The organism is Dyella sp. GSA-30 (assembly GCF_027924605.1).
In the GTDB taxonomy this organism is placed as follows: Bacteria; Pseudomonadota; Gammaproteobacteria; order Xanthomonadales; family Rhodanobacteraceae; genus GSA-30.
In genome coordinates this window covers 2,409,902-2,430,236 of record NZ_AP027042.1, presented here as the reverse complement: position 1 = coordinate 2,430,236, position 20,335 = coordinate 2,409,902, and the positions used below count along the sequence as shown (strand labels likewise).

Annotated in this window: 21 protein-coding genes; 5 read left to right on the top strand and 16 right to left on the bottom strand. The window is 63.2% G+C overall.

Translation table 11 applies throughout. The features are described from left to right. Positions 1-18 precede the first annotated feature (18 nt). The 8 genes from proS to QMG46_RS10740 form a co-directional block, all read right to left on the bottom strand. Positions 19-1,359, bottom strand: coding sequence for a proline--tRNA ligase (gene proS, locus QMG46_RS10775; RefSeq protein ID WP_281852510.1), 1,341 nt, complete (start codon positions 1,357-1,359; stop codon positions 19-21). Between the two features lie 22 nt (positions 1,360-1,381). Next, entirely contained in the window at positions 1,382-2,338 is a 957-nt protein-coding gene (argC, locus tag QMG46_RS10770; RefSeq protein ID WP_281852509.1) for an N-acetyl-gamma-glutamyl-phosphate reductase, read from the bottom strand. 10 nt (positions 2,339-2,348) lie between these two features. Continuing rightward, a complete protein-coding gene (locus QMG46_RS10765) occupies positions 2,349-3,668 on the bottom strand; it encodes an acetylglutamate kinase (protein WP_281852868.1) in 1,320 nt (439 codons plus the stop codon). A 70-nt stretch (positions 3,669-3,738) separates the two neighbouring features. Continuing rightward, a complete protein-coding gene (locus QMG46_RS10760; protein ID WP_281852508.1) occupies positions 3,739-4,839 on the bottom strand; it encodes an acetylornithine deacetylase in 1,101 nt (366 codons plus the stop codon). Between the two features lie 19 nt (positions 4,840-4,858). Then, complete coding sequence (locus tag QMG46_RS10755) at positions 4,859-6,073, bottom strand: argininosuccinate synthase (protein ID WP_281852507.1); 1,215 nt, start codon at positions 6,071-6,073, stop codon at positions 4,859-4,861. A 39-nt stretch (positions 6,074-6,112) separates the two neighbouring features. Further along, on the bottom strand, positions 6,113-6,592 hold the full coding sequence (locus QMG46_RS10750; protein WP_281852506.1) for an OsmC family protein: 480 nt from the start codon (positions 6,590-6,592) through the stop codon (positions 6,113-6,115). 30 nt (positions 6,593-6,622) lie between these two features. Next, positions 6,623-7,630, bottom strand: coding sequence for an N-acetylornithine carbamoyltransferase (locus QMG46_RS10745; protein WP_281852505.1), 1,008 nt, complete (start codon positions 7,628-7,630; stop codon positions 6,623-6,625). Positions 7,631-7,943: 313 nt separating this feature from the next. Next, entirely contained in the window at positions 7,944-8,531 is a 588-nt protein-coding gene (locus QMG46_RS10740; protein ID WP_281852504.1) for a glycine zipper 2TM domain-containing protein, read from the bottom strand. Positions 8,532-8,700: 169 nt separating this feature from the next. Between QMG46_RS10740 and cysS the strand changes: the two genes are divergently transcribed. Together cysS and QMG46_RS10730 are read left to right on the top strand one after the other, a co-directional pair. Continuing rightward, entirely contained in the window at positions 8,701-10,080 is a 1,380-nt protein-coding gene (gene cysS, locus QMG46_RS10735; RefSeq protein WP_281852503.1) for a cysteine--tRNA ligase, read from the top strand. Positions 10,081-10,250: 170 nt separating this feature from the next. Next, entirely contained in the window at positions 10,251-10,679 is a 429-nt protein-coding gene (locus tag QMG46_RS10730) for a SufE family protein (RefSeq protein ID WP_281852502.1), read from the top strand. 57 nt (positions 10,680-10,736) lie between these two features. Here the strand turns inward: QMG46_RS10730 and dksA are convergent, their stop codons facing one another. Continuing rightward, positions 10,737-11,861 carry an RNA polymerase-binding protein DksA gene (gene dksA, locus QMG46_RS10725; RefSeq protein ID WP_281852501.1) on the bottom strand — a complete coding sequence of 375 codons (1,125 nt, stop codon included), beginning with the start codon at positions 11,859-11,861 and terminating at the stop codon, positions 10,737-10,739. Between the two features lie 124 nt (positions 11,862-11,985). Here dksA and yidD point away from each other — a divergent pair, with 124 nt between their 5' ends. From yidD to QMG46_RS10710, 3 genes are read left to right on the top strand one after another with little or no spacing between them, the layout of a single operon-like run. Further along, positions 11,986-12,246, top strand: a complete 261-nt coding sequence (gene yidD, locus QMG46_RS10720) for a membrane protein insertion efficiency factor YidD (RefSeq protein ID WP_281852500.1) — start codon at positions 11,986-11,988, stop codon at positions 12,244-12,246. After that, positions 12,236-13,573, top strand: coding sequence for a dihydroorotase (locus QMG46_RS10715; RefSeq protein WP_281852499.1), 1,338 nt, complete (start codon positions 12,236-12,238; stop codon positions 13,571-13,573). The genes yidD and QMG46_RS10715 overlap by 11 nt, the downstream gene beginning before the upstream one ends. A gap of 32 nt (positions 13,574-13,605) precedes the next feature. Continuing rightward, positions 13,606-14,376 (top strand): M23 family metallopeptidase, encoded by a 771-nt coding sequence (locus tag QMG46_RS10710; protein ID WP_281852867.1) that lies wholly within the window; start codon positions 13,606-13,608, stop codon positions 14,374-14,376. 11 nt (positions 14,377-14,387) lie between these two features. On the opposite strand, the gene folE2 is transcribed toward QMG46_RS10710, so the two are convergent. From folE2 to efp, 7 genes are all read right to left on the bottom strand, one after another. Further along, positions 14,388-15,347 carry a GTP cyclohydrolase FolE2 gene (folE2, locus tag QMG46_RS10705; protein ID WP_281852497.1) on the bottom strand — a complete coding sequence of 320 codons (960 nt, stop codon included), beginning with the start codon at positions 15,345-15,347 and terminating at the stop codon, positions 14,388-14,390. Positions 15,348-15,449: 102 nt separating this feature from the next. Beyond that, positions 15,450-16,313, bottom strand: coding sequence for a squalene/phytoene synthase family protein (locus QMG46_RS10700; RefSeq protein WP_281852496.1), 864 nt, complete (start codon positions 16,311-16,313; stop codon positions 15,450-15,452). Further along, on the bottom strand, positions 16,310-16,990 hold the full coding sequence (gph, locus tag QMG46_RS10695; protein ID WP_281852495.1) for a phosphoglycolate phosphatase: 681 nt from the start codon (positions 16,988-16,990) through the stop codon (positions 16,310-16,312). Before gph ends, QMG46_RS10700 begins: the two co-directional genes overlap by 4 nt. Next, positions 16,987-17,691 carry a bifunctional 2-polyprenyl-6-hydroxyphenol methylase/3-demethylubiquinol 3-O-methyltransferase UbiG gene (ubiG, locus tag QMG46_RS10690; protein ID WP_281852494.1) on the bottom strand — a complete coding sequence of 235 codons (705 nt, stop codon included), beginning with the start codon at positions 17,689-17,691 and terminating at the stop codon, positions 16,987-16,989. Before ubiG ends, gph begins: the two co-directional genes overlap by 4 nt. Positions 17,692-17,762: 71 nt before the next feature. Next, on the bottom strand, positions 17,763-18,017 hold the full coding sequence (locus tag QMG46_RS10685) for a YciI family protein (protein ID WP_281852493.1): 255 nt from the start codon (positions 18,015-18,017) through the stop codon (positions 17,763-17,765). Between the two features lie 13 nt (positions 18,018-18,030). Then, positions 18,031-19,362 carry a TRZ/ATZ family hydrolase gene (locus QMG46_RS10680; RefSeq protein ID WP_281852492.1) on the bottom strand — a complete coding sequence of 444 codons (1,332 nt, stop codon included), beginning with the start codon at positions 19,360-19,362 and terminating at the stop codon, positions 18,031-18,033. Positions 19,363-19,658: 296 nt separating this feature from the next. Then, complete coding sequence (efp, locus tag QMG46_RS10675) at positions 19,659-20,237, bottom strand: elongation factor P (protein ID WP_281852491.1); 579 nt, start codon at positions 20,235-20,237, stop codon at positions 19,659-19,661. Between the last annotated feature and the right edge of the window lie 98 nt (positions 20,238-20,335).

The following is a 20,335-nucleotide window of genomic DNA, read 5'->3' as shown; positions in this document are numbered from 1 at the left end:
GATGATGTCCTTAAGGATTCAATGGGCCGCGCGATGCGCGTCCTTCAATAATTTGGCCAACGCGGTATCGATCGGCAGCGTTTCGCGCTCACCCGTGGCGCGGCGCTTGAGTTCGACCAGCCCTTGCTTCAAGTCGCGCGGCCCGACGACCAGCTGCCATGGCAAGCCGATCAGGTCCATCGTGGCGAACTTGCCGCCGGCACGCTCGGCCGTATCGTCGTAGAGCACCTCGACGCCCGCACGCGTCAACTCCGTATAGAGCGCATCGCAGGCCATATCGGTCTGCTCATCGCCCTGTTGCAGGTTGACCAGGCCGACATGGAACGGCGCTACCAAGTCCGGCCAGACAATGCCTCGCTCGTCGTGGCTGGCCTCGATGATTGCACCGATCAGCCGCGACACGCCTACGCCATAGCAGCCACCATGAATCAGGTGATCGTTGCCGTCGGCGCCCGTAACCGTCGTCTTCATGGGTGCCGAGTACTTGGTACCGAAATAAAAAATCTGTCCCACCTCGATGCCACGCGTCTGCATACGCCGTTCGGCCGGCACTTCGCGCTCGAAGCGCTCGGCTTCGTGGACGTCTTCGGTGGCGGCGTACGGGGTGGCCCAGGCATCGACCCAGGTCCCCAGGTCACCTTGGTAGTCGACATCGTCGCCAGGTATCGGCAACGACAACAGCTCTCGGTCAACATATACGGCCGATTCGCCGGTGTCGGCCAGCACGATGAATTCGTGCGAAAGATCGCCGCCGATGGGGCCAGTTTCCGCACGCATCGGAATCGCGGTCAAACCCATGCGCGCAAACATGCGTAGATAGGCGACGAACATGCGCTGATAGGAAAGGCGCGCGCCGGCCTCGTCCAGATCGAACGAGTAACCGTCCTTCATCAGAAACTCGCGCCCGCGCAGTACGCCGAAACGCGGGCGCTGTTCATCGCGAAACTTCCATTGCACCTGATAGAGATTCATCGGCAGGTCGCGGTACGAACGCACCGTCGCGCGGAAGATTTCGGTGATCATTTCTTCGTTGGTCGGGCCGTACAACAGCTCGCGCTCATGGCGATCGCGGATGCGCAGCATTTCCGGGCCATAGGCATCGTAGCGGCCGCTTTCGCGCCACAGGTCGGCCAGCTGCAAGGTCGGCATCAGCAACTCGACCGCGCCGGCGCGATTCAACTCGTCGCGCACGATCGCTTCGATCTTGCGCAGCACGCGCAAGCCCAGCGGCAGCCAGGCGTAGATGCCGGCCGCCTCCTGGCGAATCATGCCGGCGCGCAGCATCAGGCGATGCGAAACGATCTGCGCTTCGGCGGGGTTGTCTTTCGAGGTGGGCAACAGATAGCGGGAAAGGCGCATCGGAAGATCTCGTCGGGTGGTATCAGCTCTCGAGAGGAATACCGGTCAACTCGGGTACGCCGATCGCACGATTGATGTTCTGCATCGCCTGGGTTGCCGCGCCCTTGAGCAGGTTGTCCAGAGTGGCTACGACGACCAGTCGCTTGCCGTCGACGGACAAGGTAAACCCGCCGATCTCGACATGATGCTTGCCGGCGATCTTGCTGACCCAGGGTGCGTCGTTCTGCACCGTGACCAGGGGTTCATCCTCGTAACGCGCGCGGTAACGCTGCACGACCTCGTCGAGCTTGGCCTGGCGTGCCAGGTACAGATTGGTCGTTACCGTCAAACCACGGAAGTGCGGCGCGACATGCGGCAGGAATTCCACCGGCAGGCCCAGATGACGACTCGCTTCTTTCTCATGCATATGCCCGGTGAGCGAGTACGGCATCAGGTTGTCGCGCAGCTTTTCCGGGTCGTTGCGATCGGATGGTGTGGTGCCGGCACCCGAATAACCGGAAACACCGAAGCACACCGGCGGCGCAGCCAGCAGGTCTTTCAGCGGTGCGATGGACAGCTGCATCGCGGTTGCATAGCAGCCGGGGTTACTGATCTTGCGCTCGCAGCGCCAGCGTTCACGAGTGAGTTCGGGCAGACCGTAGTACCAGCGCTCGTCGAAACGGTAGTCCGCCGAGAGGTCGAGCATGATGGTATCGGGCGCGACCACATCGAGTGCCTCGACGTACGGTGCCGCCTTGCCGTTGGGCAAGGCCAGAATCACCACATCCGCCTTTTGCGCGGCAACGCCTTCCGGGTCGAGACTGGCGTAGCTCAGCTCGCCCCGGTAGCCGTCGATATGATCGGCCACACGCTGACCATCGAGTTCACGCGAAGACACAAACACGAGTTCGAGCGCCGGATGATCGGCGATCAGGCGGATCAGCTCGGCGCCGGTATGGCCGCGCGCGCCGACGATACCGATGGTTTTCTTATCGGTCATGACGGCAGCCTCAATCGACCAGGGTCGGCTGGCGCGTGGCGCAATGCGCTACGCAGCGTGCGATGGTGGCGAAGTCTTCGCCCAGGCCGTACCAGAACACCTTCCAACGCTCCTGCTTCAGGCAGCCATCGGACTCGGCGTAATAGAACGGGTTGACGGCATTGCCATGGCGTGAGCGCCAGAACAGCTTCGGGTTTTCTTCGCGCATCACCAACCAGACCGCGCGACCCAGGCCTTCGCCTTGCGCATCGTCGAGCACCGCGAACTTGTCCAGATACGCTAGCCCGTCTTCCTGGGTGAGAATCATCGCGGCGCGATAGTTTTCGCTGACGTAGATGCGGTACGGCGTCGTGCGCTGAAAATAATCTTCCACCAACGTACGGCCGAAGCTCGACTCGATCAGCCCACGCATGCGCTCCTGATCGACACCATCCCAACTGTCGAACGTGAGCACTTTCTCGCCCCGGCGCACCAGCGTGCCCGAACCCTTGTGCGTGAACAGTTCCTTCGCCAGCTCGGCCGGCCGCGTAATCGACACCGACGAGGTCAACGGCAGATCGGCGAGCAGGTCGGCGATCTGTTCGATCTTCAGACGCATGCCGCCGTTGATCCACGGCTGCTGCATCAGGTGTTCGAACTCGGTACTCAGGTTGATCGAATCGATCACCTTGCCCTTGTCGTCGAGCAGGCCGCCGGTGCCGGTGAGGAACACGATCTTGTACGGCTGCAACACGCGCACCAGTTCGTTCGCGGCGAAATCGGCGTTGATATTGAGGATCTGCCCTTCCTCGGTCTCACCCAGGCTCGCGATCACCGGAATGGAACCGGCGCGCAGACTGGCTTCGATCGGCGCCAGATTGATCGAGCTGACCTTGCCGACCAGCCCATAAGTTTCGCGATCGAGATACTTCGAGGTAAACACGCCCGACGGCACCGAGGTGGCGCGCGTGTCCATCGCCTGCAAGGCTTCGACCAGACGCAGGTTCTGCTCCTGGAAGACCTTGCGCACGATCGACAAGGCCTGCGGCGACGTCACGCGCAAACCGTTCACGGTCTGCTTCTCGATACCGGCTGCGGAGAGTTCCTCATCCAGCTGCGGACCGGCGCCATGCAACACGATCGGCGTCAGGCCGACTTGCTGCAGGAAGGTCAGCGACGAGGTCAGCGCCGGCAGGTCGTCGCGCAACACCGCGCCGCCGACCTTGACCACGGCAAAGCGCTTCGCGTCCAGCTGCGAAAAGCGCTTCAGATACTGCTGGATTTCCTTCGCACTGCCCATGCTCGAAAGCAGGCGCACGATGGTCTTGCGGGTCTTGGCTTCACTCGTCATGGTGGAAGCAGCTCCGGTGTTCAAGGCTTCGCTGAATTTTTCCAGCCGGGAAGGTTCGTACCCGGCGGTTTCAAGATTGTCCACGGTCGATCATCCCGTAAATGGTCTGCGCGTAATGCTGCAATTGGTCGAGAGCCACCCATTCGTCGGCCGAATGCGCCTGGGCAATGTCGCCGGGGCCATAGACGAACGAGGTGTAGCCGGCCGCCGAGAACAGGGCCGCTTCGGTCCAGAAATCCACCGCGTTGCCGACCGGAATGCCCAGCTCGTCGGCCAGGTCCCGTGCAGCCAGGCGACGCGTTTCGGCGGTGGCGGTATCGCCGGCCGGCAACGAATCGCCACGGAAGGTTTCGCCGTATTCGATCGGATGCGGCTCGACCAGGGTACGGAAGGTTTCCAGCATACGGTCGGCATCCATCGACGGCAGCGGACGGAAACCGAAGCGCACGTCGCCGGTCGGCGCGATCACGTTGGCCTTGATGCCGCCTTCGACCTTGCCGATATTGAAACGCAGGCCGGTCAGGCCGCCGAAGCGCTCATGCGACTGCGCCGCGACGAAATCCAGCGCGGCCGCGCCCCAGCGAATCACCTGATGCAAGGCGCTGTCGGAGGCTTTCTGCTCGCCCGAGGCGTGCCCGGCCTTCCCCTTGAAGCGCATCTGCACCGAATGAATGCCGCGATGCGCCAGCACCGCCTCGCCCTTGGTTGGCTCGGCCACGATGATGGCGTCGTACTTCGGCTTGGTCTTCAGGAAACCATCGATGCAGCGTGCATCGTTGGCTTCCTCGTCGGTGGAAAGCAGCAGGGCCATATCGCCGGACGTGGCATTGGCCACCGCTACCAGCGCGGCGGCGGCGCCCTTGATGTCGCAGGCGCCCAGGCCGATCGCGCGATCGGCCGTGACCGTGAGCTCATGCGGGTTCTGCGTCCAATGCGGCGAATCCGGGACCGTATCCAGGTGCACGTTGAACAAGTACTTCGGGGTGCCACGCACTGCATAGAGGTTGACTGCGCCGGCACCGAAATCGGTCACCGTCACGTCGAATCCCGGCAGGTTGTCGCGCAGGTAGTCGAAGATTCCGCCCGTACCGATCTCGCGCGGCGGGTTGCGCGTGTCGTAGCTGACCAGCGCGGCGAGATGCTTGAGGGTGGCGTCCAACAGGGCATTCATAAAATACGGGCTCCTTTGCTTATCGTCGGTTGTTGTTGTCGTCGTTGCGATTGACTTCTGCCCACAGCGTGCTGCTCATGCCGAACAGCTTGATAAAGCCTTCCGCCTCGGCCACGCCCCAGTCCGCGGATTGCGCGTAGGTGGCGCCCTTGGCATTCAAGATATGCGGCGAGCGGATCTCCACCGCGGTCACCTGCGCGCCGCTTGTTTCCAGCACCACTTCACCGTTGACGCAACGCTGGCTGGAGGCGAGATAGGCCTCAAGATCGGTCTTGATCGGATCGTGATAGAAACCTTCGTAGACCACCTCGACCCACTTGCGCGCCACGTCCGGCTTGAAGCGGTTCTGCTGCTTGGTCAGCACAGCTTCTTCCAGGGCACGGTGCGCGGTGAGCAGCGAAATCAGGCCCGGTGCTTCATACACGATGCGGCCCTTCAGACCGATCGTGGTATCGCCGGTGTACATGCCGCGACCGACGCCGTAAGCGGCGAACAGTTGGTTGAGCTTGGCCAGCAACTTCGCTCCCGGCAGCTTTTCGCCGTTGAGCGATACTGCCTCGCCCTGCTCGAAACCGATCGTCACGCTGAGCTTTTCCGCCGGCCATTCGCTGCGCGGCTTGCACCAGCCGCGTGCGCCCTCGCCCGGCGTTTTCCAATGGTCGATCTCGCCACCGGAAAGCGTCACGCCGAGCAGGTTCTCATTGATGGTGTAGCTCTTCTGCTTGGCACGCACTTCAAAGCCACGCTCTTCCAGATACGCCTGCTCGTAGGCGCGCGTCTGCGTGTGTTCTTTCTGGATTTCACGAATCGGCGCGACGATTTCGTAATCGCCCAGCGCCTTGACCGCGAGGTCAAAGCGCACCTGGTCGTTACCCATGCCGGTGCAACCGTGCGCGATGGCGCGCGTGCCCAGTTCAGCGGCGCGCTTGATCGCGGCGTCGACGATCAGGTAGCGGTCCGATACCAGCAGCGGATACTGGCCCTGATAGCCCTCGCCTGCGTGCACGAACGGCTTGACGAAACCTTCCCAGATCGCCGGACCGCCATCGACCGTCTGATGGCTGGCGACACCGAGCTCTTTCGCACGCTGTTCGATGAATGCACGCTCTTCGGCATCGACACCACCGGTATCGGCGAATACGGTGTGCACGGCCCAGCCGCGCTCTTGCAGGTACGGCACGCAGAAACTGGTGTCGAGACCACCGGAGAAAGCGAGAACGATATCTTTGCTCATGTCTTCAAGGTCCTGGGGAAAGCGATTCAACGGGTTCGATCAAACGGATTCGGTCAGGATGCGCGGCTCGCAGCGCACCGGAAAATTCATGGAGTTGGCGATGTAGCAAACATGGTGTGCGTCATCGTGCAGCGATTCGGCCTTGCCCGCGTCGCTTTGCGCGGTGACCGTCACCGTCGGCCGCAGCACCACTTCGGTGAAGCGTCCGCCATGCTGCGCATCGATGCTCAACACCCCTTCGGCATGATCCTGGTAATCGGTGACAACCACGCCCGCGTCGGCCGCCAGGTGCAAATACCAGAGCATGTGGCAAGTCGACAGCGAGGCCACCAGCATGTCTTCCGGATTGTGTTTGGCGCCGTCGCCGCGAAAGGCGGCATCGGACGAGCCGGCGATCACCGGTTTGCCTGCAACGCGTACCTCATGATCGCGGCCATAGCCCGTGTACGTCCGGGTGCCGTCGCCACGGTTTCCAGTCCATACCACCTCTACCGCATAACGATGGGCATGGTTGCTCATGCTTTGGTCTCCTCGCGAACTTGCATCAGATCAGCGCCCGGCCAGCAGCGAGGTCATCACCGCCTTCTGCACATGCAGGCGGTTCTCGGCTTCGTCGATGGCGATGCAGGCGGGCGAATCCATCACCGCGTCGGTCGCCTTGACGTTACGGCGCAACGGCAGGCAATGGCTGAAGAGGCCGTTGTTGGTCAGTGCCATCTTGGCCTCGTCGACGATGAAGTGCTTGTGCGCGTCGCGGATCGGCTTTTCCTGCTCCCAGCGGCCGAAAAACGGAAGTGCCCCCCAACTCTTCGCGTAAACGACATCGGCGCCGCTATAGGCTTCCTCGATGTCGTGACTGACGCGAAGAGAACCGCCATTGTCCTTGGCGTTCTGTATGCCGGCCTGCATATAGCGCTCGTCGAGCACGTAGTCGGGCGTGGGGCACAGCAAGGTCACGTCCATGCCCATCTTGGTGGCGATCAGCAAGGCTGAGTTGGCTACCGCCGTGTTGAGCGGCTTGGGGTGATAGGTCCAGGTCAGGACGTACTTGCGATTCTGCAGGTTGCCCAGGTGTTCCCTCATCGCCAGCGCATGCGCCAGCTCCTGGCAAGGATGAGTGATCGTTTCCATATTGATCACCGGCACGGTCGCGTACTGAGCGAAGGCCTTGATCACCCGGTCCTCGCGATCGACTGCCCAGTCCTGGAACTTCGGGAACGCACGGACCGCGATCAGATCGACGTAGCGCGACAGCACGCGCGCCACCTCGGCGATGTGCTCTTCGGTATCGCCGTCCATCACCGTACCGACGTCGAATTCGATCGGCCACGCGTCCTTGCCGGGCGCCAGCACGATGGCATGCGCGCCCAGATGGAACGCGCCCAGTTCAAAGCTGGTCCGCGTGCGCATCGACGGGTTGAAGAACAACAAGGCGACGGACTTGCCGGCCATCTGCTGGCCGCGCGGCGAACGCTTGAAGGCGGCCGCCTGCTCCAGCAGCGTGTCGATCTCGGCGCGGCTGTAGTCCTGCGTAGTAAGAAAGTGGCGAACGGTCATGACGGCTCCAAATCCCAAATCCAGAAAACAAAAAACCCGGCTCACAGGCCGGGTTTTGTCGTCGATTCACGTTAAACGCGTGCGACAGCCTACCCGGCCGAATGTCGGACCAGCGGTCGGCGAGCACGCGACGTCATCCCAGCGGCCATGCGGGCGCTAGTCAGAACGTTGGCGGTATAGACGGCTGTGGACATGTGGGTTCCAGGTTGAACGCTCATCATGACGGGAATTTCGCTGCCGTGCAACATCCTCATGTCACTGGCAGCAAAACGCCGCCCGGAGGCGGCGTTCTGGCTGGCTTTCGGCGGGCCGCTCAGTCGGCCGGGGCCACGCTGACCCGGACGCGCAGGCGCTCGCCCGGATCGTAGTTCAGACGGGACATGTAGACCTCGCCGCGATAGCGGTATTCCACGTCGTAACCCATGATCCGGCGCTGCTCGCTGACCGAGCTGACCTGACGGCAGGTGGTCTGGGTGCTCTGGTATTCGCCACCCGGGGTGCGCGAAACGCTGTTGCCCACGGCGCCACCGGCCACCGCACCGACCACGGTCGCGGCCTTGCGGCCATCGCCCTTGCCGATGGTGTTGCCGAGCACGCCGCCGACCACCGCACCGAGGATCGTGCCAGCGGCGCTGCCGTGGCTGGGTTCCTGCTGCACGACGGTCTGGTCGTAGCACTCCTGGCGCGGCACTTCGGTACGGGCGACACCGTAGACCGGGTCCACCCGCAGCACGTCGGCCCAACCGAAGTGCGCACTGCCACCGTCAGCACCCGGGCCTGGACCTGCACCCGGAGGGGGCGGCGGCGGGGCATCGTTCGGATAGCGCGAGTTCTGCGCATAGGCGCCGCCGGCCACAGTAGTCAGGGCCAGGAACAACGCGGGGAGAAACATTTTGGCCATGACGACCTCCATAGATTCGGGGCTTCAAAGACGCTTCTTTGCTTTTTTCAATTTCAACAAGTTCACACTGAATACACGCTTAGATTGGCAGCCCCCGCCGCGGCTCCGCTCACATGTTGTTAAGATGGCCGGCCGATTTATTCCCGCGCACCGGAAGCCCGGACCGACCATGCCGATCTCGCTCTACAACAGCCTTACCCGCCAGACCGACGTCTTCACTCCGCTCGATCCGAACCGGGTGACCATGTATGTCTGCGGCCCCACCGTCTACAACTACGTGCACATCGGCAATGCGCGCGGGCCGGTGGTGTTCGACGTGCTGGCACGGCTGCTGCGGCGTCATTTTCCCGGGGTGATCTACGCGCGGAACATCACCGACGTGGAAGACAAGATCAACGCCGCCGCCCAGGCGGAGGGCGTGCCGATCTCGAGCATCACCGACCGCTACGCCCAGGCCTATCGCCAGGACATGGCCGGGCTGGGCATCGCTCCGCCCGATCTCGAACCGCATGCCACCGCGCATATCGACGAGATCATCCGGATGAACGAGAAGCTGATCGCGACCGGCAACGCCTATGCGGCCGAAGGCCATGTGTTGTTCCGGGTCGAGTCGTTTGCGGACTATGGCAAGTTGTCGGGCCGCGATCCGGAGGAACTGATCGCCGGTGCCCGCGTGGAAATCGCGCCGTACAAGCAGAACCCCGGAGACTTCGTACTGTGGAAGCCTTCCACACCCGACCTGCCCGGCTGGGACAGCCCCTGGGGCCGTGGCCGTCCGGGCTGGCATATCGAGTGTTCGGCGATGTGCGCGGCACAGTTGGGCGAGACCATCGACATCCATGCCGGCGGCGTGGACCTGCTGTTCCCGCATCACGAAAACGAAATCGCTCAGTCCACCTGCGCCAACGACGGCAAGACCTTCGCACGCTGGTGGTTGCATAACGGCATGCTGACCTTCGACGGGCGCAAGATGTCCAAGTCGCTGGGCAATGTGCTGCTGGTGCATGAGCTGCTGAAGCAGCACCCCGCCGAGGCCTTGCGCCTGCTGTTGCTGCGCGGCCATTACCGCCAACCGCTGGACTGGTCCGATGCCGCGGTGGCGCAGTCGATCAGCACGCTCGATGGCTGGTATCGCGTGTTGCGCGACCTGGCCGAGGTACCTGTCGAAGGCGAGCTGCCGGTTCCCGCCGGCGTGGAAGCCGCGCTGTGCGACGACCTCAATACGCCGCAAGCATTGGCAGAATTGTCGCAGCTGGCCGATGCCGCGCGTCAGGCCGGCTCCGATGCTGAAAAGCGCGAAGCCAAGGCAGCGCTGCTTGGCGGCGGCGCCCTGCTCGGCCTGCTGCAGCAGAATCCGGAAATGTGGTTCAAGGGCGCTTCGAACGACATCGATGGCGCGGCTATCGACGCGTTGCTGGTCGAACGTCAGGAAGCGCGCGCGGCACGTAACTTCAAGCGTGCCGATGAAATTCGCAACGAGCTGGCGGCGAAGGGCATCATGATCGAGGACGGTGCTGGTGGGGCGCGTTGGCATGTTGTAAAGCAGTAGAGCCAAGAGCCCCCCTCACCCCAACCCTCTCCCCCGGCAAAGCCAGGGGAGAGGGAGCAAAGGCTCGCAACGTGAAAACTTGCCTCAGTGTGCCCCCTCTCCCCTGGCTTTGCTGGGGAGAGGGCTGGGGTGAGGGGGCGCTCTTGGCCTTATCGCGCGATAATGCCGAGATGACTACCGCCATATCCCCCACCGCCGAACAGGCACAACAAGACATCGCCGAGGAATTCGCCTTTTTCGGCGACTGGTCCGAGCGTTACCAATACCTGATCGACCTGGGCAAGCAGCTCCCCGCCTTCCCCGACGAATACAAGACCGAGGACTACCGCGTAGTCGGCTGCCAGTCGATGGTATGGATGGTCCCCAGTGGGGACGCGCAGAAACTGCACTTCATCGCCAGCAGCGACTCGGCCATCGTTTCGGGCCTGATCGCGCTGGTGCTCAGGGTCTACTCCGACCGCTCGGCCAGGGAGATCGTCGAGACCGAACCGCGCTTCATCGAAGCCATCGGCCTGGCCAAGCATCTCTCGCCTACCCGCTCGAACGGGCTGGCAGCCATGCTGGCCAGGATCAAGGCCTACGCAGGAGCGCTGGTCTGAAAAACAAAGCCCCGCCGGTTGGCAGGGCCTCGTTTATCAGCGTCAGACGACCCGTGATCAGTCACCCATCTGCTTCTGCAGATGCTCGCGGCGCTCTTGCGCGTCGAGCGACAAGGTAGCGATCGGGCGCGCTTCAAGGCGCTCGACGCCGATTTCCTCATCGGTCTCTTCGCAATAACCGTAGCGGCCTTCCTCGATTCGGCGCAGGGCCTTGTCGATCTTGGAAATCAGCTTGCGGTAGCGGTCGCGGGTACGCAGTTCCAGGGAGTTTTCCGTTTCACGGGTCGCGCGCTCGGCTTCATCGCCGACGTCACGGACTTCGTCACGGAGGTTTTCCATGGTCTGTCGGGATTCTTCCACCAGCTGATCACGCCATTCGCGCAGCTTGTTGCGGAAGAAAGCCAGTTGCTTGGGGCTCATGTACTCCTCGTCGTTAGACGGGCGATATCCCTTGGGCAGGTCAATGTTGGTGGTGGACGGGAGCGCGTAGCGGCCGTCTTCTTTGGTGATGCCGTTATCGAGTATTGCGGAGCTATTCATCGAGGACTGCGAGGTCTTCTGTTTTGTGTGGGAAGTGTGGCGTGCGGTGGCCGAGGCCACGCGCGGCGATGCCACGGCGACTGCGCTCGCTACCTTGCCCGGAGGGAGGGCAGCGGGCTTGGGCGCCGGGGCACTGGCAGCGACGGGCGCTGCCGGCTTGGCCGGAGCCTTGGTTTGGTGCACTGCAACTGGCGTCGGCTTGGTGGCCGGTGCCGGCTTGGCAGCTGCCTTGACCGGGGCCGGCGCCGCTTTGGCGACCGGCTTGGCTGCAGGCTTGGGTGCGGCGGCTTTCACCGGTGCCTTGGCCGGCGGCGCCTTCTTGGCGGCGACGGGGGCGGCAGCGGGCTTCTTGGCCGGGGCGGCTTTGGCCGGGGCCTTGGGAGCGGGTTTCTTGGCTACGGTCTTGGCGGCTTTGGTCACGGGAACGGCTTTCTTGACGGGCGCTTTCTTCGCTGCAGCCTGCTTGGCTGGCGCGGCTTTTTTGGTTGCTTTGACAGGCGCTTTGGTTGCTGCAGCGCTCTTAGCCGCCCCCACGCCCTTGCTGGCGGCGACCTTGGTCTTGCTGACTGTCTCTTTCGCCTTGGGCACGGCCTTCCCTTTGTGTGCCTTAGCGGGTGTCGCACTACGCGTCGTTTTCGCCATTTCCCTTCACCATTTTTGGCCTTGGCGGCCGGGTGTTATAGCCCATGTATCTAACACCGGCAACCATGCTTCTGGAATACTGCGCAAATAGGCGCCGAAAACCGTTGCCGCAATGTGAAACGTCGTGACTCGACTGATACTTCTATTTCTCTCTTTCTACAAGCGCTGGTTGAGCCCCCTGCTCGGTCAACGCTGCCGCTTCTACCCCAGCTGCTCCGATTATGCACGGGTTGCTGTGACGCGCTTCGGTCCGTGGCGTGGCAGCCTGCTTGCGATCTGGCGCATCCTGCGCTGCCAGCCCCTTTGCGAAGGCGGCCCCGACCCCGTCCCTGATCGTTTTACCTTCCGCCGCTGCGGAAATACTGGAGAACCGCATGTCCACTGACTGGTTGATCAAGAATGCCGAGCTGGTTAACGAAGGCCGCCGCTTCCACGCCGATCTGCGTGTCAGGCAAGGCAGGATCGAGACCATTGCCGGCACCCTGGACTCCCGTCCGGGCGAACAGGTGATCGACGCCAGCGGGCTGTGGCTCCTGCCGGGCATGATCGACGACCAGGTGCATTTTCGTGAGCCCGGCCTGACGCAAAAAGCGGATATCGCCCACGAATCGCGTGCCTGCGCCGCCGGCGGCATCACCAGCTTCATGGAAATGCCCAATACCAGGCCACCGGCACTCGACCGCGACACCCTGGAAGCCAAGTTCGCCCGCGGCGCGGAGACCTCGGCGGTCAACTACGCCTTCTATATGGGCGCCAGCAACGACAACCTCGAAGCGATCCGCTCGATCGACCCCAAGGCCACGCCCGGCGTGAAGGTGTTCATGGGCGCCTCTACCGGCAACATGCTGGTGGACGACCCGCACGTCCTCGACGGCATCTTCCGCGAGGCGCCGACGCCGATCATCACGCACTGCGAAGACACGCCGATGATCGACGTCCTGCACGCCAAGGCGCGCGAAAAATACGGCGACAACATCCCGGCTCGCGAGCATCCGCTGATCCGTTCGCGCGAAGCCTGCATCAAGTCCACCCGCCTGGCGATTTCGCTGGCGCAAAAGCACAACAGCCGCCTGCACGTGCTGCATATTTCCACCGCCGATGAGCTTGCCCTGTTCCAGCCGGGCCCCATCGAAGGCAAGCGGATCACGGCCGAGACCTGCGTGCATTTCCTGCATTTTTCCGATGAGGACTACGAGCGCCTCGGGTTTCTGATCAAGTGCAATCCGGCGATCAAGACGGCTGCCGACCGCGAGGCGATCATCAAGGCCTTGGCCGAAAGCCGTCTGGATGTGCTCGCCACCGACCACGCACCGCATCTGCTGGAAGAAAAAGCCCAGCTGTATGACAAGGCGCCATCCGGCCTGCCGCTGGTGCAGTTCGCGCTTCAGGCCGCTCTGCAGCGCGTGTTCGAGGGCAAGCTCACGCTCGAGCGCGTGGTGGAGGCGGTCACGCATTCGCCGGCCAAGCTGTTCAACGTGCACGGTCGCGGTTTCCTGCGCGAAGGCTATGCCGCCGATCTGGTGCTGGTCGACCCGAAAAAGAAACATACGGTTCGCCGTGACGAAGTGCTGTCCAAGTGCGGCTGGTCGCCGTTCGAGGGCTACACCTTCGATAGCTCCATTGCCGCCACCTTCGTCAACGGTGAACGCGTATGGGACGGTTCGCGCGTCAATGACAGCGTGCGCGGCCAGCGACTGGCTTACGATCGATGAGATTTGGCGTTATCGGATGGGCCGCCACGCTGATGCTGGCGGCCATGCAGGTCATGGCCCAAAGCATCCCCGCCACCGTATCGCAGGGTGGCTTGGTGATCGCCAAGGTGACGCCGGGCAGCAAGGTCACGGTCGACGGCAAGCCGGTCCGCGTCGGTGAAGACGGCACCGTCGTCTTTGGCGCGGGGCGCGATGAAAAAGGCCCATTGACGGTCAGCATCAATGGGCGCTCCAGTCAGGCAATTCGCGTGTTGCCGCGCGACTGGCCGATCGAGCGTGTCAATGGCGTCCCGCCCAAGACGGTCAACCCGCCGCCGGATATCGCCGAGCGGATCAAGCGCGAACAGGCCGAAGTGACTGTCGCGCGCGACCGTGACGACGATCGTGAGGACTTTACCCACGGCTTTATCTGGCCCGTGCAGGGCCGTATCAGTGGCCGCTTCGGCAATCAGCGCATCTACAACGGTGACCCGAAAGCCCCGCATTCGGGCATGGATATCGCCGTACCGCAGGGCACGCCGGTGAAGGCGCCGGCATCAGGCATCGTCACCTTCGCCAAGCCCGATCTCTATCTCACCGGCGGCACGATCCTGATCGATCACGGTTTCGGATTGAGCTCGAATTTCCTGCATCTGTCGCGACTGGACGTTCGCGTCGGCGAGCGTGTGGCGCAAGGCCAGGTGATCGGCGCGGCAGGCATGACCGGCCGCGCGACCGGGCCGCATGTGCATTGGGGATTCAATTGGTTCGGTGTGCGACTGGATCCGTTGTTGTTGCCTGGGATCGAGCGCGCGGCACCGTAACGCCGCGCGCTTTACTTGGAGACCGCAGCTCCACTGCCATACCCGCCCGCAACACCCTTGCTCGCATACGCCACCGCATCATGCGGGTGCAGGCTCTCCTGGTGTTCGACGCGGACGTGGAAATCGGCCAGACGATCGTCGGCATCCAACGCCTTTTGAATGCGACGCGACGCGTCTTCGCAGAACATCAGGTTGCTGCCGTTGGCCAGTGCGAACGCCTGCTCGTCTTCGCGCTTGACCGCGGTCTGCACCGGCGTGCCCAGCGCATGCTCGACGCGATCGATCAGCTGGATCAGATTGAAATCGTTGCCTTCACTGGGACGTACACGAATACGTGCGACGCTACGCTGCGCATGCGGCGTGGCGACGATGCCGCGTTCGCTGCCCAGCCACGACAGCACGGCGGCATGATCGACCGGCTGGCCCGCATCGAAGTCCTTGGCAAACTGGTCCTGGATCAACTGGCGCGACAGCGCCGCCGATGCAGGACAGGTCGAGGAATAAACGATCTCGGTACCGAACTCGATCATCAGCTCGTCGCCGGTCAGGCTTGCTTCGACGCAGACCGGATACGCACGCCAACCGCTGTTGCTGCTGCGTAGCGCCGGGCGCCGCACGAGATGCTCGAAGCGGATGCTCAGGCAGGCCCGGTCGGAAAGATCCTTGTGGGAGTCGAGGAAGCCGCGCAGCAGCTGATGCAGCATGCCGACGCCAAGCGTCTGGCTGCTCAATGCTTCCTCCACCTGCAGGTAGAGGCGCGACATATGAATGCCGCGCTTGTCGGGACGGTGCAGGTTGACGAAGGCACCGACGCGCGCACTGGCACGCTGCACGTCGCCATCGCCGGCGTCGAAGCGCACCGGCACCTCGATGCCATCCATACCCACCCAGTCCAGCGCACCGGCCAGATGAGGTTGCGCGTGCACGGCGACATCGGGGAGCAAGCGAGCGGTGTTTTCGGGGCTGTACATGGGGAATCCTAAAAGTCCTGCGGGCACTGATGGCCTAAGCCGACAATCTTGGGGCAGAAGCCGCAGCCCACAATAGGCGCGGTGGGGAAACGCTGCGTCCGCTCAGTCGCCAACCTGGCGGTGCCAGGCCCTCGCGGCGAGCCAGGCGCGCCAGGCCACACCCGGGCCGCGCTGCTGCTGGCGCTGCCGCAAGACGGCGAGCGGATCGGGGGCCTTGGCCGCACGCTGGACCGAAGCACGATTTTGCTCCGACTCCAGGCGACGAAATACGCTGATCGGGCCGGCGAGCTTGTTCGCATCAGCCCAGGCACGCTTCAAATCATCCAATTGAGCACGAATCGCCGCTTCGCGCTCCTCACTGGCCTGCCGCAGTTGGGTGCGACTGAGACCGAAGCGGGCGAGACGGGCCATCGGCAAGGGAAGACGATCGCGCTCGGCATCCTCTTCGAGGCGCAGCAGGCCGTGCAGCAGATGCGACAAGGTCGCGAGCTGCGCGGCTCGCTCGGCCGATGCGCCCTGGCCGAACCACCAGGCGTTCTCCAGTTGCGCCCAGGCGCCATGCAGCTGCGATGCTGCGGCAACTTGCGACGAAAAATCGGCCGCCGTGCCCTCTTCCAGCTGAGCCATGGCGGCAAGCACGGGTGCCAGCCAGCGCTCGCCCGGCAAGGCATGCGCGCGCTCGTCGTCGAACAGCACCTGGGTCAGCGGATGCCGGCCACCGCTTGATGCCGCACCGGACAGCTCTTCCGCCCACCAGTTGAGCTTGGCCGCGGCGACCTGCGGCTCGCGTATGCCATAGGCCGCGCCGAGCAGTTCCTGTTCCAGCGCAGCCAATGCGATATGGCCGGGATAACGGTGCGGATCGACGAACGCCAGCGCAATACGCTGCTGCGGCTGCACCGACAGCCACTTGTCGATATAGCTGTCCAGCGCGGTATTTTCGCCGGTTACGGCCGCCGTGTTCATGCGATCGCCTGACGCCGTTCAACCCAGGCGGATAGCTCCGCCGGATGCGCAATCACCGCATCGGCGCCCCATTGATGCGGGTTGCCGCCATCGAGATAACCCCATTCCACCGCGACCGAATACAGACCCGCTGCGTTGCCGGCCAGAACGTCGCGACGATCGTCGCCCACGAAAAGGCAGCGCGCCGGATCCAGGCCAGCACGTTCGCAGGCGAGCAGAACCGGTGCGGGATCGGGCTTTTTTACCGGCAACGTATCGCCGGCGACGACGGCACAGACCCGTGGCATCCAACCGATGCGCTCAAGCAGCAGATCGGTGAGAAACCCAGGCTTGTTGGTCACCACGCCCCACGCAATGCCGCGCGCTTCGAGCGTAGCGAGCATGGCGTCGATGCCGTCGAAGGGGCGCGTGTGCTCGGCCAGCATGCCTTCATACAAATCGAGATAACGCTGCACCCGCGCCTGAATGCCCGCCTCGTCGAGCTCTGGAAAACCGCGCTGCAGGATCGCACGGGTACCGCGTGACACCACTTCGCGCACCGGCTCATAGGCCGGCACAGGCGCGTTTTCCTCTTCGCACTGGCGCACCAGCGCCGCGTAAAGATCGGGAGCGCTGTCCAGCAGAGTGCCGTCGAGATCGAACAGCACGCCTTGAATGGATGTGGGTAAGGATTTCATGCGGGTTTACGTGCGCTCAGCAGATAGTTGACCGCGGTGAATCGGCTGAGCCACGCCTTGCGGTTGACCGGGTTGTAGCCAAGCCCGGAGACGTCTTCGAGCTCCAGCCCCGCATGGCGCAGCAAACGCCCCAGCTCGGACGGCTTGAGAAACTGTGCGTAGTGATGCGTGCCGCGCGGCAGCATGCGCATGATGTATTCCGCACCAAGAATGGCCGCACCGAACGATGCCGGCGTGCGATTGAGCGTGGACATGAAGACATGACCGCCCGGCTTGACCATCGCCGCGAGGTCGGCCACCAGCGCGGCCGGATCGGGCACGTGCTCGATCAGCTCCATGCAGCACACCGCATCGAACGATTCGGGCTCGGCCGCCGCCAGTTCGGCCGATGGCTGCACGCGATAGTCCACCTTGAGGTCGGACTCGTGCAGATGCAATTTGGCGATCTGGATGACCTTCTCGCCCATGTCGATGCCCGTCACGCGCGCACCCTGACGGGCCAGCGCCTCGCTGAGCAGGCCGCCGCCGCAACCCACATCGGCAACGCGGGCGTCGCGCAAATCCATGCGCGCGGCGACATAGCCCAGGCGCACCGGGTTCAGGTCGTGCAGCGGTCGCGACTCGCCATCCGGATCCCACCAGCGCGAGGCCAGCTTGTCGAAACGGGCGATTTCTTCCGGACTTACGTTCGCAGCTTGCATCGGGACATCCTCAAATCATCGCAGTGCGGCAGTGTAAGTACCGCAGTGTACTTGGACCGGTTCAAACGAAATTAACGGGCATCCCATTCGTGCACGGTCACGTCCCAACCACCGCTGGTATGGACCGGGTCCTGATGCACGATGATCCGCGCCGCTTCCAGGCTTTCCGCCCGGATCACATAGGCGCCGCCGCTCTTGTCGGTGAAGGGACCGGTCAGCTCCAGCGTGCCGCCATTGCGCAGGCCCTGCAGGAACTCCTGATGGGCGACGGCGGCCGCCGGATCGAACTGGGGCCGACGCATGGCGATAACGAGATAACGGTTCACGGTGCCTCCTTACTCAAGTCGCCGCGATGCGCTCGCGCCAGGCGCGTGTCTTGGCGAGGATGCCCTCGACATCGACATCCACCAGCTCGCGCTGACGCAGCTTGCGCTGACCGGCGATCCACACATCGCTTACCTGGTGACGCCCGGTGGCGTAGATCAGCTGCGAGGCCACGTGATACATCGGCTGCGTTTCCAGGTCCGACAGGCGTACTGCCGTGAGATCAGCCTGCTTGCCGGGTTCGATCGAACCGATCTGCGCATCCAGGCCCATCGCCTTGGCGGCATTGAGTGTGGCCGCACGTAACGTATACGCCGCGTCGAAGGCGGATGCATCCTCGGCGACGGCCTTGGCCAGCATCGCGGCGGTACGCATCTCGCCGAACATGTCCAGGTCGTTGTTCGACGCACAGCCATCGGTGCCAATGGCCACATTGACGCCGGCCAGGCGCAGCTTCTCCACCGGGCAGAACCCGGAAGCCAGCTTGAGATTCGATTCGGGGCAATGCACGACCGACACGCCCGCTTCGGCGCAGGCGGCGATCTCACCGTCGGTGATCTGGGTAAAGTGCACCGCGATCAGGCGATCGTTGACGATGCCCAGTTTCTGCAGCCGCTGGAACGGGCGCAGGCCGGTCTTTTTCTTTTCGTCTTCGACTTCGTGCGCGGTTTCGTGCGTATGCAGATGGACCGGGATATCGAGCTGATCCGACAGCACGCGGATACGCTCGAAGCTGGCGTCGGACACGGTGTACGGCGCGTGCGGCGCGAACGCGGTCGAGATCAGCGCATCGCCGCGAAAGCTGTCGTGCACTTCACCGGCCCGCTCGAAGTAGTCGTCCTGGCTCTTGGCCCAGGCGGTCGGGAATTCGATGATCGGCAGGCCGACCGTCGCGCGAAAGCCCATGCGCCGATAGGTGGCGCCGATGGCATCGGGAAAGAAATAGTTTTCGTTGGCGCAGGTGGTCCCGCCGCGCAACATTTCGGCCACCGCCAGCTCCACGCCGTCGCGCACGAATTCCGGCCCGATCACCTTGGCCTCGGCCGGCCAGATGTGCTGCTGCAACCACACCATCAGCGGCAAGTCGTCGGCCAGGCCGCGCAGCAGCGTCATCGGGTTGTGCGTATGGGTGTTGATCAGGCCGGGGATCAGCACGTGCTCGCCCAGCTCGCTGCGTTCGCGCGGCGCGTAGGCGGCGCGTGCCTGGGCCGTGGGCAGCAAGGCGACGATGCGATCCTTGTCCACGACTACCGTGTGGTCTTCCAGCACGACGCCATGCGGCTCGACCGGCACGACCCAGCGCGCTTCGATGCACAGATCAACGGTTTGGGGATTTTGATGGGTCATGAGTCTGGCGGCCTTATTTACAAGTCGGGGCGGAACACCTTGCGGTGACCGCCCCGTTTTTAGCGTTTGATTCTTACGAAAATACGCTCACTCATCTTCCTTTCCTACTCGTCATCCCCGCGTAAGCGGGAAGCGCTTCACAACAGCGAAGCTGGTCATCCAGCGACTTTAAGCGCGTGAAACGAGCGGAAGAGCAAATAACATAAAGCGTGCTTCGCACCAGTATTTCACTGGATCCCGCCTGGGCGGGGATGACGTACTGACAAAGGCGCGGGCTTTGCCCGCGCGTCAGTACGTCACTTTACACGGCTGACGTATTCGCCCGAACGCGTATCCACCTTGATCACTTCGTCCTGATTGACGAACAACGGCACGCGCACGACGGCGCCGGTTTCCAGCTTGGCCGGCTTGCCGCCGCCGCCCGAGGTATCGCCACGGACGCCCGGATCGGTCTCGATGATCTTCAATTCGACGAAGTTCGGCGCCTGCACGGCGATGATGAGCGTGGCGCCGTCCGGCTTGGTCCAGGAGGTGACGACGCACTCTTCGGTGCCCATCAGCCACTGGGCGGCATCACCTACACCGGCTTCATGCGCACGGTGCTCGTTGAACTCCTGGTCGGAGAACACCCACTGGTCGCCATCCTTATAGGAGAAGGTCATATCGGCATCGACCACTTCGGCACCATCGACCTTGTCGCTGGACTTCATGGTCTTTTCGGTGGTGCGGCCATTGACCAGGTTGCGGATCTTGATGCGGGTGAAGGCCTGCCCCTTGCCCGGCTTGACGAACTCAGCGTCGGTGATGACATAAGGCTCGTTGTCCATGAGGATCTTCAAGCCAGTTTTTACGCCATTAAGGTCGTAGCTCGCCATTGCGCAGAACTCCAAAAGGATAGTGACACCCCACCGGCATGCTCGTTTGCGCCGCGCCAGGAAGGATTTAGCAGTTAAAATGTCGGATTGAACGGGCA